Here is a 13,161-nt window from a genome sequence, read left to right on the forward strand (position 1 = left end):
CGGAATGAACAATAAAAACAGGATCTGCCTCTGGTACGACGGCAATGCCCAGGAAGCTGCGCAGTTCTACGCCAAAACGTTTCCCGACAGTGCGGTGAACGCCGTCTATCAGGCCCCGAGCGATTATCCGTCGGGCAAGGAGGGCGATGTGATCACGGTGGATTTCACGGTGATCGGCATCCCTTGCATTGGCCTCAACGGCGGGCCGGTGTTCAAGCACTGCGAGGCCTTTTCATTCCAGATTACAACTGAAGACCAGGCCGAAACGGACCGCTTGTGGAACGCGATCATCGACAACGGCGGCCAGGCCAGTGCCTGTGGCTGGTGCAAGGACAAGTGGGGCTTGTCGTGGCAGATCAGCCCGCGTGTGTTGCTTGAAGCGGTCGCCAGTCCTGACAAGGCCGTCGCCAAGCGGGCCTTCGAGGCCATGATGACGATGACCAAGATCGACATTGCGGCGATTGAAGCGGCGGTGAAAGGTTAGCCGGCGCAGCACTTCCATTCCCTTGTGGGAGTGAGCTGCTCCCACACTGGATCGTTGGTGGCTTCGATTTTTCGGCCTGTCCGAATCCCCTGTGGGAGCGAGCTTGCTCGCGAAGGCGCCGGCACAGCCAACAGTGATGCAAGCTGACCCACCGCTATCGCGAGCAGGCTCGCTCCCACACTCGATATCACGGGGTGGTTTCAGGCAACCTGGCAATCACCTTGATCTCGAACTGAAAACCATACAACCACGTCACGCCCACCGCCGTCAGTGTCGGATGCGGCGCGCTGCCCCAGAATTCGGGCACAACGCTCCATACCCGTTCGAAGGTCGACTCGGGATCGACCATGAACACCGTCACATCCACCACATCGTCAAAGCTGCAATCGGCCGCGGCCAGGATCGCCTTCAGGTTGTTGAACGCCAGCCGCACCTGAGCTTCCAGGTCGGGTTCCGGCGAACCGTCGGCGGTGCTGCCGACTTGCCCCGACACGAACAGGAAACCATTGGAACGAATCGCCGGTGAATAGCGATTGCGCTCATACAGTGCCTGGCGTCCGGGCGGGAAAACTACATCGCGCTGTGTCATTAAATATCTCCATCAAAGAGTGGGTTCCAAACGATGAACTCACTCTAGGGGCTTGTGTCCGGGCGATAAACGAGCAACCTTGGCGATCACTGTTTGCAAATTCCAAACAATCGGATCTATACCTGGGGCAGAAATGGATCGTTTTGATGCGATGCAAGCGTTCGTGCGAGTCGTGGAGGCGGGCAGCTTCACCAAGGCAGCGGAAACCTTGCACATGAGCAAGACCACCGTGACCCAATTGGTGCAGCAGCTTGAGGCACGGTTGCGGGTCAAGTTGCTCAACCGCACCACGCGCAAGGTCAATGTCACCGCCGACGGTGCCCTTTATTACGAACGGGTGATCCGTTTGCTGGCCGACATGGACGATGCCGAGACCAGCGTCTCCAGCGCCCAGGCGCTGCCCCGCGGGCGCTTGCGGGTGGACGTGCCGAGCCCGCTGGCAGTGATGATCCTGGTACCGGCCTTGCCGGCGTTTTATGAACGCTATCCGGACATCCAGATCGACATGGGCGTCAGTGATCGCATCGTCGACATGATCGATGAAAGTGTCGATTGCGTGGTGCGCGGCGGTGAGCTGATGGATCAGTCGCTGGTGGCCCGGCGCGTCGGCGATCTTGCCCTCGGCGTCTTCGCCGCCCCGAGTTACCTGGCACGGTTCGGCCGGCCCGCGCATCCGCGCGAACTGGAAGATTCACAGCATCGCACCGTGGGTTTCCTGTGGGCGCGCACCGGTAAATCCCTGCCTTACGCCATGCGCCGTGGCAGTGAGCTGCTTTACGTCAAAGGGCGCTACGCCCTGGCCATCGACGACGGCAACGCCTACCTCGCCGCCGGTCTGGCGGGGCTGGGCGTGCTCTGGTTGCCGGAGTACATGTCCCGGCGTCACCAGGCGCAAGGCGAGTTGGTGCCGCTGTTCGAAGACTGGCACCTCGACCCGATGCCGCTCTACGTGGCTTACCCTCCGAACCGTCACGTCAATGCCAAGCTGCGGGTGTTCATCGATTGGGTGGTGGAGCTGATGGCGCAGCATGCGCCTATCATTGATCGACCGGTTTCGTGAAGTTTGTCTGTCCAGTTGTAGAGGAGATGCGCGATGGACCCATTCACTGGCGGTTGCCTATGCGGCAATGTTCGACTTGAAGCTGCTGGGCGCCCGTATCGCGTCGGTGTCTGTCATTGCCTCGATTGTCGCAAGCATCACGGGGCACTGTTCTACGCGGCGGCCGTGTTTCCCCAGGATGCGGTGACGATCGAGGGCGAAACCCGGGACTACGCCGGGCGATTTTTCTGCCCTCGCTGTGGCTCGTCACTGTTTGCCCGCTCTGGCGACGAAATCGAAGTGCACTTGGGGATTCTGGATGCTCCCGGTCAACTGATGCCCACCTACGAAAGCTGGACCGTGCGCCGTGAGTCCTGGTTGCCGGCGTTTCCGCTCACCCGATGCTATGCCCATGATCGTGAGGGTACGGGGCGGTCTGAGGAATAGATGCAACTTGCTCCACCGTCATCGCGAGCAAGCTCGCTCCCACAGTTGATCTTGGGTGCACGCCAATTCCGGATTCACCCTGTGGGAGCGAGCTTGCTCGCGATGACGGCAGCCCATTCAACACCCATGCAAGCAGGCCCGCCGCTTTCGCGAGCAGGCCCCTCACAACCGATCCAGGTGTTATTCCTTGAGGAAGGTCAGCAGATCCTGGTTCAGGCGGTCCTTGTGCGTCTCGGTCAAGCCGTGCGGTGCGCCAGGGTAGACGATCAGTCGGGCGCCTTTGATCAGCGCCGCCGAGGCCCGGCCTGCAGCGTCGATGGGCACGATCTGATCGTCATCGCCATGGATGACCAGGGTCGGCACGTCGAACTTCTTCAAATCGCCGCGGAAGTCTGTCGCCGAGAACGCCGCAATCGAGTCATAGGTATTCTTGCTGCCACCCTGCATGCCCTGCATCCAGAACGATTGGATCAGCCCCTGGGATGGTTTGGCACCCTTGCGGTTGTAGCCGTAGAACGGGCCCGAGGCGATGTCCAGGTACAGCTGCGAACGGTTCTCCAGGGACGCCTTGCGCAGGCCGTCGAACACCTCGATAGGCAAGCCGCCGGGGTTGGTGTCTGTCTTGAGCATCAACGGTGGCACGGAAGAAATCAGCACGGCTTTCTTCACCCGAGCGGTACCGTGGCGACCGATGTAACGCGCCACTTCACCACCCCCCGTCGAGAAGCCCACCAGCGTCACGTTCTTGAGGTCCAGCGCTTCAATCACCGCCGCCAGGTCGTCGGCGTAGTGGTCCATGTCGTTGCCTTCCCAGGGCTGGCTGGAGCGACCATGACCGCGACGGTCGTGAGCAATCACCCGATAGCCTTTGGAGGCGAGGAACATCATCTGGCCTTCCCAGCTGTCGGAGTCCAGCGGCCAGCCGTGGCTGAAGGTCACGACCTGGCCATCACGCGGGCCCCAGTCCTTGTAATACAGCTGAACGCCATCCTTGGTGGTGATGTAGCTGGCAGACTGGATCACGCTGCCGACCGCAGACACGCTTGCAGCGGCTTGGACCGACGATGCGGCCTCGGCGCTGAGGGTGGCCAATGCCAGGGTCGCGACAGCCAGGGTGCGGTTGAAGGTGTTCATCGTGTCTCTCTCCATTAAGGTCGGTTTGATCTGCGGCGATCGTCATCGATCGCGTTGGTGGGCAGATTAGAGAGAGAGGCCGAAGACGAGAACGGCGTGGGCATCGATAACAACTATAGGAAAATCGGATAGCTGCGTTTCGCTTCGGTTGCCGTGATCATTTGTGGCGAGGGAGCAAGCTCCCTCGCCACAACGACTGTTCAAGCGCCTGAAGTCGCCCTCAACCAAAAGAGGGCATCGGCCCCAACGAATTAAAGATCCACACGACCACCGCTACGGCCGCCAGCACCGCAACCACAATGCTGATAAACACCCATTTAAGGATTTTCAACCCTTTCGACGGCTGGGACGTGGCGGCGAGAGCCTCTTCCGAGAGCCTCATTTTTTCGACGCAGCGCGGGCAAGCAGCGATTTCGTCAGGAATGACGGACCTGCATTGATCACAGATTTTCATGGGTCGAGGCTCATAAGAAGGGGGGGGGCCATCATGGGCGGTGATGATGCGTTGAAACGACAGGGGATCGATAGGATTCATGCGGGCTGGGTCGCAGGGAGGAGGGCGCAAGGGGAGCGCCGCGTATCCGGTTCGCGCTGATCCTACACCAAGGTCCAGAGGTTGCTAAGGGTCGGAATGTGGACTGCGTCAACTGTCAGGCAAGTGTTTAGGTCTATGCTTACCTTGCCCTCTTGAATCAGGCCCACCCATGCACGAACACCGAACGGTCCACAAGGAGTACGCGTGAGACATTCGATATCGGTTGCAGCGCTGCTTTGTCTCTTGCTCGGCACGGTTGCCAGGGCCGAGCAGTATCAGATCGTCACCGAAGAATGGGCACCGTACAACTATCTGGAAAACAACCGGCTCACCGGCATGACCACCGAGATCGTCCGGGCCATCATGGCGCTGACCGGAGATGACTTCGAGGTGTTGCTGCAACCCAGCATGCGTGCCACCCAAATACTCAATCACCGCCCCAAGACCATCATGTACTCCCTGTTTCGCACGCCGCAACGCGAGTCGTTGTACAAATGGGTCGGGCCAATCGTGGAAGAGTCCATTCACCCCTATCAACTGGCCAAGGCGCCGCCGGTGAACTCCCTGGAACAACTGCTGCACGCCCCGCAGATCACCACGCGACATGCCGGCCTGGTGCCGACGATGCTGTTGTCGCTGGGCTTCAACAACCTGGACAAAAGTGCCACCGAAAGCAAGCTGCTCTATCGCATGCTGCTTGCCGGACGCACCGACATCATCATCGGCGACACCGATGCGGGCGTGGCCTACTACAGCCGCCAGTTGAACATCGCGCCGGGCACGCTGCGGAAAATTCCTATCGAGCTATATCGTTCGTCGTTGTATATCGCTTTTAGCTTGGACTCTGAAGACGAAGTGGTTGCGGCATGGACCAAGGCTTTGGAGCAGTTGCGGCGATCAGGGGAGCTGGAGCGGATTCAGCGGCGATATGAGCAATAGAAGAGCGGAGCCGGCGCAGTGCCCCCTGACGACGCGGTGTAGGAAACCGCTCCGCGATCCACTCAGCCACCGCAGTCGCAGCCTGAGCCCGCGATGACGGATCAGCGCGTATAGGGGCCTTGCAAGTTGACCTGATTGCCAAGGAACCAGCCAAACCAACTGGCGACACCGAGCCAGGGATCGGTCCGGGCCATGATGTCCATCAGGTTGACGTTCAGTGTGCCGGTGAGGTCCGTCATCATCGCTGTCGTTGGATAGCTTTTGACGATATTGCTGTCGCTCCAGATGATCGCGAACTCGTAATACGTCCCCTCGACATAGGTGCCCTCGGGTGCTCTGGGAATGGTGAGTGTCGAGTAAGCATCATATCCACTGCCGCTGAGCGGGTCGGGGCAGGCCCAGGCGATTGCCCAGAAGAGCGGCATCAGGTTCTGGTAGGCCTGCAACATCAACCCGTTGGCCATGGCGGTAGCGGTGGCGCTGTCGCCGTCGGAGGTCGAGGAGCCGCCGTTGTTGCCAGTGGGTATCGGCAGGTTGCCGTTGTCGGCGTAGTGGTAGAAGTTCATCAGGCGCCCGTGGTCGCTGACGATGGTCGTGTAGAAGTTGCTTAGGCTCGTGTTGCTCGCTTCGAAGGAATCGGCGACCTGCTCCCAGTACTGGCCGATGGTGATCGAGCTGGACGTTCCGTCGAGGCTGCTGGTGATCACCCGGATGACATCGGTCACGGCAACCACCGCAAGATTGGCCCAGGGGGCGACGGCTTCGGGGAAAAACCACACCAGCGAGTAACCGAGATCCTTGAGCAGTTGGACGAAGTCCAGCAGCGTGCTGTCGTCGGTCTTGGCCTGCATGTTGGCGATAGCGCCGCTTATCAGGGTATTGGCCGTGCTCTGGGCGGTATTCAGGGTGCCTTGGGTGTAGGTGTAGAGCGATTGAAGTTGTTCGACAGCGCTCATTTCCTGCCAGACCGTATAGATGATCTGGAGCCAGTCGTCGGCGGCCACACCCGTCGGCGCAGCGGGGGCGGTGGGAGAAAAGCTGTAGTTGCCGCTGGCGTCGAACTGCAACCAAGTGGCGAGCTCGGTGGTGACGGTGTTCGGGGACCAGTCCGGGGACGTCGCAAGCCCACGTGGATCGAGTGGATCGTTGGAATTCGCGCCATTGATGATGTCGCCGAGTGTAACGCACAGCGCCGAGTAGGCATTGTTGAAATCAGGCCAGGCCATGGCGGGTTGATCGACGATGGATTGCAGCAAGTCCATGGTTGGCTGCTGTGGCGCGAAGCAGATGACGACGTCGTGAGTAAAAATGGTGTACCAATCGCTTTCCACGTCGTACCTGGCGGAGCAATAGCCAAAGGTGCCCGCGCCGCACACACCACCGTAGCGCATGGCCCAACGGTTGGCCGCGACGGCCAGAACACTCATGTTCGAGTCCATCAGGTTCGCACTGTCCAAGGGTTCGAGAATGCCCGCCAGGATCTGATCCATCAGTGCAGCGCGACCCGCCTTGAGTACCTGGATGCCAGGGGTGTTGCTGAAGACGTAGACGCCTCGGTAGTTCTGCCCACTCTCCACCACCATCTCCCAGCTCGGGATGCCGGCCACGTAGGCGTTACCGTTGGCGTCGCTTTGCGTCAGGGCATAGGCATGGGCGGCAGCGGCCCAACGCCGCTCGTCAGGATCGCCGGTCTGGTTCGAAGTCAGCGTGAGGGGTGGCTGATTGCCGTAGGCGCTCGCCAACGCGGCGTTGAGTTCGTCGTCGCTGGGCTGCAGCAACGTGACCTGGGTGCCCACCGGGAACAGAAACGCCCCGACGACGGGATTGCCGTTGTCGTCAGAGCCCGTTTCCCACGACGGGATCGCGAATGCGTAAAGCGGGTTGCCGTCATCATCCTGCTGGCTCAGCGCCCAACGAAGAATGCCGTTTGCCCAGTAGCGGTAATCGATGAAGGAGCCGGTCAGCGGAGGGTTGATGTCCGAGAGCATCTGGAGCACGTCACTTTGCAGAATGTTCTGCCAGACAACCGCCACGCCGGTACTTTCGATGCCGCCATTGGTGGGTGGAACAGCGGCAAATGCAGGGGCGATGGCACGTTTCGTATGCTCGGAATCGTCGAGATTGAACATGAGAGATATCCCTATCTGCGAGGCAACGTCCTGTTTGAGTGATGCGCTTGTGCGTGCAGTGACGTGACGGTGCTATGAAGTCTAGTCCGGTATTTTTACTTGGCGAGTGAGCCGGGCGTCGGCGAATCGTCTGTGGCGTCCAGGCAGGCCTCCGTCTACTGTTTAAGATCCTGTCTTGTCATCCTTGGAGACATCATGTTCACCTTTCCCCGAGCACAGCAGGTTAGAAGATGGGAAGGGCAGGGAGACCTGCTCGGCGGGGGAATGCCCTATTTTGGCGTGGACAGCCTGGGCGTGTGTTTTGGCTTCAGTTCGCTCTGGGTCAAGCTCGGCGCACCCTACGCTTGTTTCGATGTATTGCAGGGCGAAAGTCAGGCCGTCATCAAAGCTCAGCGTGAGCTGACGCAGGCGATGCACGTGTACGATGTGCTGATGGCCCTGGGTGTGATCGCCGAGAGTGTCATCGGTCGCAATTCGGTAAAAGAAACCGCCTACGCCAACGGCGTCGCCAGTCATATCGTCCTCGATATCCTCCAGAGCGTCGGGGCGCGCCACTTCGTGGTGTCCTTCTACTTTTCCGCAGGCCCGCAAGGCGCCGGCGGTCATGCAATTGGTGTGTCTTTCGACGCGGGCCAGACGGGAAGGCTCTTCGATCCCAACTACGGTATCGGCAGTTATCAATCGAGAACCGATCTGAGCAACGACCTGCATGCGCTATTGGCGAGCTACGTCGTGCCCGGCGGGCATGTGACTCAGAGTTACCTTTTGGAGTTCGGGCATGTGGTCACGGACGATGACTTTGAGTTCGGTGCTTTTCAAAGCGCGGCCGACTTTCATTGATTGAAGCCCCGCTCGTTCCAGGCGCCGGGTCGGCAAGCCGGCATCGCCTTGGGCTGCGTGGATCGTTTGTGGAGTATCGGGTCAGACCACGGTCATTGAATGTTGGTGTTGACCTGATTTCTCCTGTCGCGGTTTATGTTTCCGGCTGGAAGGGGGCGTTCCAAGCCACGCTCCCGTTGCTCCACTTTTTCTAGAAACTGTACTTGGCAGTCAACATCATGTTGCGCGGGCTGCCGTAGGAGTCACCGCCGTAGCTCACGGAGTTGGCGATGGTCGAGTAGTAACTGCGGTCGAAGATGTTGTTGGCGTTGACCTGCACGTCCAGGTTCTGGCTGACCCGGTAGCCGGCCATCAAGTCCGTGACAGCGTAGCTGCCTTGCTTGAGTCGGTATTCACTGCCATCAGCCAGCGGGATGTCGTTATACATGCGGCTCTGCCAGGAGACGTTGCCGCCCACACGCAGTTTTTCCAGCGGGCCCTGGAAGTGGTAGCTGGTGGTCAGCTTGAACAGATGCTCCGGTGTGTCGGTGTCGAACTGCTTGTTTACGTTCTGTGGGTTGGCGGCATCCTTGATGGTGTGGGTGCGTGCGTAGGTATAGCCACCGCCGACTTGCCAGTTTTCGGTCAAAGCGCCTTGCAGTTCGAAGTCGATACCCTGGCTGCGAATCTCTCCGGAGGCTTCAGAGCAGGTTGCCTGTGGGCAGTTTGCCGTAAACAATTGCACGGCGCGGTTTTCCTGGTCGATGCGAAACAGCGCCACGCTCGCATTCAGTGCGCCATCAAAGTATTCGCCCTTGATGCCGACCTCGTAGTTCTTGCCTATGATCGGCTTGACCGGGCTACCCGAGGTGTCCTTTTCGCGCTGCGGTGTGAAGATGTCGCTGTAGCTGACGTAGACCGAATGATGGTCGTCCAGGTCGTAGATCAAGCCGGCGTAACGGGTGAGGTTGCGGGTGACCTTGTAGTCGGTGTCACCATCACGGTTATCGTAGTCGTACCAGTCCAGGCGCCCGCCGAGGATCAACTTCAACGGGTCGGCCAGGCTCAGGCGCGTGGTGACGTAGACGCCATCTTGAGTAGTCACCTCGCGCTGGTTATCGGTGTGGACGAAGTCCGGTTTACCCGCATTGATCGGCCAGTTGGTGTCGTACGGGCTGTAATTGTGGGTGGTCATGTCGTAGATGCGTTTGCTGGCGCCCACCACCAGTTCATGGGTACGCCCGAACGCCTCGAAGGGTCCGCTGGCAAAGGCGTCTACGCCGGCCTGGTTTTCATCGAAATTGGCCTGGTAAACCGTGCGGGCCAGTGTGTTGTTGACCCAGCGAGATTGATAAGAGCCGGAGAACAACGCGTTCTGCTCGGAGTAGTTGGCGTTGACCTGAAGGTTCCAGTCATTGGCCAGGCGATGACGGACTTCGGCGAATACGGTGTTGATCTCCTGATCCTTGTTTTCCCAATCCGTACCCGGATTGTAGGAACGCGGCAGGTCCAGATGATGGCCGTCCTGGCCGATCATCGAAGAACCCCAGAAGTAATTGGTCTTGTCCTTCTGATGGGAAAACCCCAGGGTCAGGGTGGTGTCTTCGCTCAGGTCCGCTTCGGTGACCGCATAGAACAGGCCGTGATCCTCCTCGACGTTATCGATGAAGCTGTTGGCGTCGCGGTAAGACGTCACGACCCGACCGCGCAGCGTGCCACTGTCGTTGAGCGGGCTGGAGGCATCGACCTCGCCGCGGTAGTCGTCCCAACTGCCGGCGGCACCGGTCAGGGTGAGTTTCTGCTCGGCCAATGGCCGCTTGCGGATCAGGTTGATGGCGGCCGAAGGGTTACCTGCACCCGTCACCAGGCCGGTGGCACCGCGCACAACCTCGACTCGATCGAACATGGCCAGATTAGGCTGGGCACCGACGTTAACGCCATCGTAGCCACTCGGAATGCCGTCATACATCAGATTGTCGATTTCAAAACCGCGCGCCTTGTAGGTCTGCCGGCCAGGACCGCCGGAAAAGTCCAGGAACAAGCCGGGCGCCGCCTTGACCACGTCGTTGATGCTGGTCATCGTCTGGTCATCCATGCGCTGACGCGTAATCACAGTGACGGCTTGCGGGGTTTCACGCATTGTCAGCGGGAGTTTGGTCGCGGTCGACATCGCGCCGGTGGTGTAGGACTCGGTGCCTTCCGTGGTACTTCCCAGTTGGCCACTGCCGGAGACCTCGGTTGCGTCCAGTTCCATGGTGGCGGGTGGGGTGATGGTGTTGTCATCGGCGTAGGCGGGGGCCATGGAGATCATGCAGATAGCCATGGCCAGAAGATTGCGGGCAGGAGTGAAGTGACGCGGCGGGGTGGTGCGAGTCGACATGAGCAGGTCCTGGGTTACTAATGCTTGTGATAGTGATTCGCATTAAGTATTGCAGGGTTTGTTTGTGGGATAAAGCTTGTTGGGGTTGGGCGCGCTGATGCGTGGAGGGTAGGGTTTCAATGCCCAGTGGGGCCGAGGGCTCTTCTTTGTCGAGAGTTTCCTAGGACTGACCCCCTGAGTCGTTTGAACGAAGCGCTGCTTGATTTTTACGCCGGCAGGTAATATTTTCAATGCACGGCAGCCAACCATCAAGTACGTGAGCGCTTGCATCCGGTCTTAGAAAAAACAGCATATTCATTAATGCTGACTTTGTAATTGCTCACATTTTAAGTCGGCGTGGAGATGAATATGTTTAACTCTGTCATCGTTTCTGACATCCCTTTTTATACATCCGTTCAGGATGCACGAAAGGCGAATTCTGTAAATTTGAACCATCTCAAGGAATCATTAGCATACGGGCTTGGTTTTAAAACCTTGGCTGCGCACGCTGCTCATTTTGACGCTTTATCAAAAGGTGAACATGGCATAGCCAAGGTCGCGTTGTTTTCCAAGTCGCGCACAATGTCTAGGCTTATGGAGCTTGGATATACTAAAGATAAGTGTGAAGTGATGGCTGATGTCGTGGAAAGTTCTTACCAGGAAGCCCTTTCTGAGCAATTTTTCTTTGTTCCCTTTAAGCCCGATAGCGGCCCATCTGATCCATTCCGCGCAGATGCGTTTGATCGGACAAGAGTTTGGCTTCATGGCGGTAGCCGCGACGATATCTGTAATAAGGACTATCTAGAAGCGCTTTCCGATGAGTCAATGTCTAATGCAGCTGTAGAGTGGCTCCATTCTAAAATATCCAGCTTTGCTTTCCCTACCATTCTTGACAGAAGAAACTATCAAGGCGGCATCATTATCAGGTTACGCGACTTGAATATAGAGAGCTATCCACTTGCTGGTTGGAGCAAACTTAGTCGTGCAGGTATTTTGGAATACGGCTCAAGTGCTGATACTTTTCTTTGTGCTCCGATGAAATAAAGAAGTATTCGGCTGGCCTTGCAAGGCCAGCCGAATACTTCGTGAATTGGACGGGGTAACGGCGTGAGCCTGATCAAGGCTATCCAAGATATCGGCAGCGCTCGTACGTTGATAGGTCAGCGAGTATCTGCGGTTCTCCATGATCAGTATTGTTTTAACAGTGGAAAGTATCTTGGGGAATTATGGCCGTCGTACCCTGACAAGGCTAGTTGCCCCGGCCACCACCAAACGACCACTCATCGCTGGCCGTAGTGTTGATCACCACCATGACATCCTCCGCGTGGAGACCGGGCGCTCGCCCCAATTTCTCGACCAAGTCGCGGTAGAAACGCTGTTTCGTCTCGACGCTTCGAGGGCGGCCAGCGGTAATCGTGATCAACACAAAGTCATGGCTGCGCGGTCCACCCAGGTAGTCGGGATCAAATATCAACTCGCCCACTTCATGTTGGTGGATGACCTGGAAGCGATCGGTCTTCGGCACCTCGAAGCTATCAACCAAGGCATCGTGCAGCCCTTGGGACAATGCTTGTAGATACTCGGCCGACTTCCCCCGGTGCAGTGAAATTCGTGAAAACGGCATAACAGTTACCCCATGGCTAAAGCGACAGAGGGTCTGGACTTGGCCCTGACATGGGACACAGGGCATACGTCGCCCTATGCGACGCGGCTGGGCGAAACGCAGATGCACTGGATCGGGGCCCGTGGCATGCCGTCACTGACCCGTCTTGCTGACTCACCGCTGCCATTGATCATGTTCGACGCGCCTTGCGTATTGCGTAGCGCTGCCACACAAGCACTGGATGCCGCGCAAATTCCCTGGAGAATCGCCCTGACCAGCCCCAGCGTCGCGAGCATCTGGGCGGCTGTCGCCGCCGGCTTGGGCTTGACGCTGCGAACTCGCATTGGGCTGCCGAGTCATCTCGCTGTCGTTTCCGGCTTGCCGGCCGTACCCAGCCTTGGTTATGTGCTTCACCGCAGTGGAAAAGACTCGACGCCCGCCATCCAGCAACTGGCCGCGTTGATCAAAACGAGCCTGCAAGAGCACACGTTCGGTTTTGCGGCTGCGCAAGGCCGGCAATCGACCCTTTGTCGCCGTCCAACGGATCACGCCTTTTAGGGGCTTTACTTCCAGTTAGGCCCTGTAAGTAAAGTTGGGAGCGCGCGATGAGCAACGAACAGGTGGCGCCTGAGACGAAAGGGGTGACGGTGACGTTACTGTCGACGATTGATCTGGGGCCTGAGATCGAGGGTATGGTAGGGCGCCAACTCAGGATGCGCAGGGTGACCATCGAGCCTGGAGGCGTCTTCGGGCCGATTCACAACCATGTAGACAGGCCAGGCACGGTCTACATTCTGCAAGGAACGATCACTGACCATCGAAATGGCGTCGCCACGGATTACGGGCCGGGAGTGGGCTGGCCCGAGGACAGGAATACCACGCACTGGCTCGAGAACAGAGGCACGATTGCGGCGGTGGAAATCTCGGTCGATATTGTCAGGCAAGGGTAAGTTGACTTCACTTGAACTGAGCAACCAATCCTTCAAACGCCACAGGCCGGATCTTCTTGTCACTAATCATCCGGTACTGAAGCGACTCCGTCACCGGCCAGACCAGCGTCGCCGCTGGCTTTTCCTAAGCCAAA

At 58.4% G+C, this 13,161-nt stretch carries 13 protein-coding genes and 1 pseudogene; 8 read left to right on the forward strand and 6 right to left on the reverse strand.

The annotated features are described in order from the left end of the window. Positions 1-4: 4 nt before the first annotated feature. Positions 5-484 (forward strand): VOC family protein, encoded by a 480-nt coding sequence (locus IB266_RS09160; RefSeq protein WP_192260977.1) that lies wholly within the window; start codon positions 5-7, stop codon positions 482-484. Between the two features lie 187 nt (positions 485-671). Here IB266_RS09160 and IB266_RS09165 read toward each other — a convergent pair whose 3' ends face one another. Continuing rightward, a complete protein-coding gene (locus IB266_RS09165; protein WP_192260978.1) occupies positions 672-1,073 on the reverse strand; it encodes a RidA family protein in 402 nt (133 codons plus the stop codon). A 133-nt stretch (positions 1,074-1,206) separates the two neighbouring features. Here IB266_RS09165 and IB266_RS09170 point away from each other — a divergent pair, with 133 nt between their 5' ends. Both IB266_RS09170 and IB266_RS09175 read left to right on the forward strand, forming a co-directional pair. After that, positions 1,207-2,133 (forward strand): LysR family transcriptional regulator, encoded by a 927-nt coding sequence (locus IB266_RS09170; RefSeq protein WP_192260979.1) that lies wholly within the window; start codon positions 1,207-1,209, stop codon positions 2,131-2,133. Between the two features lie 33 nt (positions 2,134-2,166). Next, a complete protein-coding gene (locus IB266_RS09175) occupies positions 2,167-2,559 on the forward strand; it encodes a GFA family protein (protein ID WP_060741603.1) in 393 nt (130 codons plus the stop codon). A 180-nt stretch (positions 2,560-2,739) separates the two neighbouring features. On the opposite strand, the gene IB266_RS09180 is transcribed toward IB266_RS09175, so the two are convergent. Together IB266_RS09180 and IB266_RS09185 are read right to left on the reverse strand one after the other, a co-directional pair. Next, a complete protein-coding gene (locus IB266_RS09180) occupies positions 2,740-3,693 on the reverse strand; it encodes an alpha/beta fold hydrolase (protein ID WP_192260980.1) in 954 nt (317 codons plus the stop codon). Positions 3,694-3,913: 220 nt separating this feature from the next. Beyond that, complete coding sequence (locus IB266_RS09185; RefSeq protein ID WP_192260981.1) at positions 3,914-4,147, reverse strand: hypothetical protein; 234 nt, start codon at positions 4,145-4,147, stop codon at positions 3,914-3,916. Positions 4,148-4,432: 285 nt separating this feature from the next. Between IB266_RS09185 and IB266_RS09190 the strand changes: the two genes are divergently transcribed. Next, positions 4,433-5,167, forward strand: a complete 735-nt coding sequence (locus tag IB266_RS09190; RefSeq protein ID WP_192260982.1) for a substrate-binding periplasmic protein — start codon at positions 4,433-4,435, stop codon at positions 5,165-5,167. 101 nt (positions 5,168-5,268) lie between these two features. Here the strand turns inward: IB266_RS09190 and IB266_RS09195 are convergent, their stop codons facing one another. Continuing rightward, positions 5,269-7,296, reverse strand: a complete 2,028-nt coding sequence (locus IB266_RS09195) for a hypothetical protein (RefSeq protein ID WP_192260983.1) — start codon at positions 7,294-7,296, stop codon at positions 5,269-5,271. A 195-nt stretch (positions 7,297-7,491) separates the two neighbouring features. On the opposite strand from IB266_RS09195, the gene IB266_RS09200 reads away from it, so the two are divergent. Beyond that, complete coding sequence (locus tag IB266_RS09200) at positions 7,492-8,136, forward strand: YopT-type cysteine protease domain-containing protein (protein ID WP_192260984.1); 645 nt, start codon at positions 7,492-7,494, stop codon at positions 8,134-8,136. Positions 8,137-8,326: 190 nt separating this feature from the next. Here IB266_RS09200 and IB266_RS09205 read toward each other — a convergent pair whose 3' ends face one another. Then, the gene (locus IB266_RS09205; protein WP_192260985.1) at positions 8,327-10,495 is read right to left on the reverse strand and encodes a TonB-dependent siderophore receptor; all 2,169 of its coding nucleotides are present in this window, start codon (positions 10,493-10,495) and stop codon (positions 8,327-8,329) included. Positions 10,496-10,843: 348 nt separating this feature from the next. Between IB266_RS09205 and IB266_RS09210 the strand changes: the two genes are divergently transcribed. Next, the gene (locus IB266_RS09210; protein WP_192260986.1) at positions 10,844-11,518 is read left to right on the forward strand and encodes a hypothetical protein; all 675 of its coding nucleotides are present in this window, start codon (positions 10,844-10,846) and stop codon (positions 11,516-11,518) included. Positions 11,519-11,723: 205 nt separating this feature from the next. Here the strand turns inward: IB266_RS09210 and IB266_RS09215 are convergent, their stop codons facing one another. Next, on the reverse strand, positions 11,724-12,098 hold the full coding sequence (locus IB266_RS09215) for a tautomerase family protein (RefSeq protein ID WP_192260987.1): 375 nt from the start codon (positions 12,096-12,098) through the stop codon (positions 11,724-11,726). Positions 12,099-12,128: 30 nt separating this feature from the next. Here IB266_RS09215 and IB266_RS09220 point away from each other — a divergent pair. Continuing rightward, positions 12,129-12,635: pseudogene (locus IB266_RS09220) on the forward strand (LysR substrate-binding domain-containing protein); the annotation flags it as partial. Between the two features lie 47 nt (positions 12,636-12,682). Beyond that, positions 12,683-13,027: a cupin domain-containing protein gene (locus tag IB266_RS09225; protein ID WP_060741613.1), complete on the forward strand. Its 345-nt coding sequence runs from the start codon at positions 12,683-12,685 to the stop codon at positions 13,025-13,027. Positions 13,028-13,161 lie beyond the last annotated feature (134 nt).

The organism is Pseudomonas sp. Pdm06 (assembly GCF_014851795.1).
GTDB lineage: Bacteria > Pseudomonadota > Gammaproteobacteria > Pseudomonadales > Pseudomonadaceae > Aquipseudomonas > Aquipseudomonas fluorescens_AA.

Coding starts and splice junctions, on each gene's coding strand:
- IB266_RS09160 (WP_192260977.1), top strand. CDS start 5: ATGAACAATAAAAACAGGATCTGCCTCTGGTACGACGGCAATGCCCAG.
- IB266_RS09165 (WP_192260978.1), bottom strand. CDS start 1,073: ATGACACAGCGCGATGTAGTTTTCCCGCCCGGACGCCAGGCACTGTAT.
- IB266_RS09170 (WP_192260979.1), top strand. CDS start 1,207: ATGGATCGTTTTGATGCGATGCAAGCGTTCGTGCGAGTCGTGGAGGCG.
- IB266_RS09175 (WP_060741603.1), top strand. CDS start 2,167: ATGGACCCATTCACTGGCGGTTGCCTATGCGGCAATGTTCGACTTGAA.
- IB266_RS09180 (WP_192260980.1), bottom strand. CDS start 3,693: ATGAACACCTTCAACCGCACCCTGGCTGTCGCGACCCTGGCATTGGCC.
- IB266_RS09185 (WP_192260981.1), bottom strand. CDS start 4,147: ATGAAAATCTGTGATCAATGCAGGTCCGTCATTCCTGACGAAATCGCT.
- IB266_RS09195 (WP_192260983.1), bottom strand. CDS start 7,296: ATGTTCAATCTCGACGATTCCGAGCATACGAAACGTGCCATCGCCCCT.
- IB266_RS09200 (WP_192260984.1), top strand. CDS start 7,492: ATGTTCACCTTTCCCCGAGCACAGCAGGTTAGAAGATGGGAAGGGCAG.
- IB266_RS09205 (WP_192260985.1), bottom strand. CDS start 10,495: ATGTCGACTCGCACCACCCCGCCGCGTCACTTCACTCCTGCCCGCAAT.
- IB266_RS09210 (WP_192260986.1), top strand. CDS start 10,844: ATGTTTAACTCTGTCATCGTTTCTGACATCCCTTTTTATACATCCGTT.
- IB266_RS09215 (WP_192260987.1), bottom strand. CDS start 12,098: ATGCCGTTTTCACGAATTTCACTGCACCGGGGGAAGTCGGCCGAGTAT.
- IB266_RS09225 (WP_060741613.1), top strand. CDS start 12,683: ATGAGCAACGAACAGGTGGCGCCTGAGACGAAAGGGGTGACGGTGACG.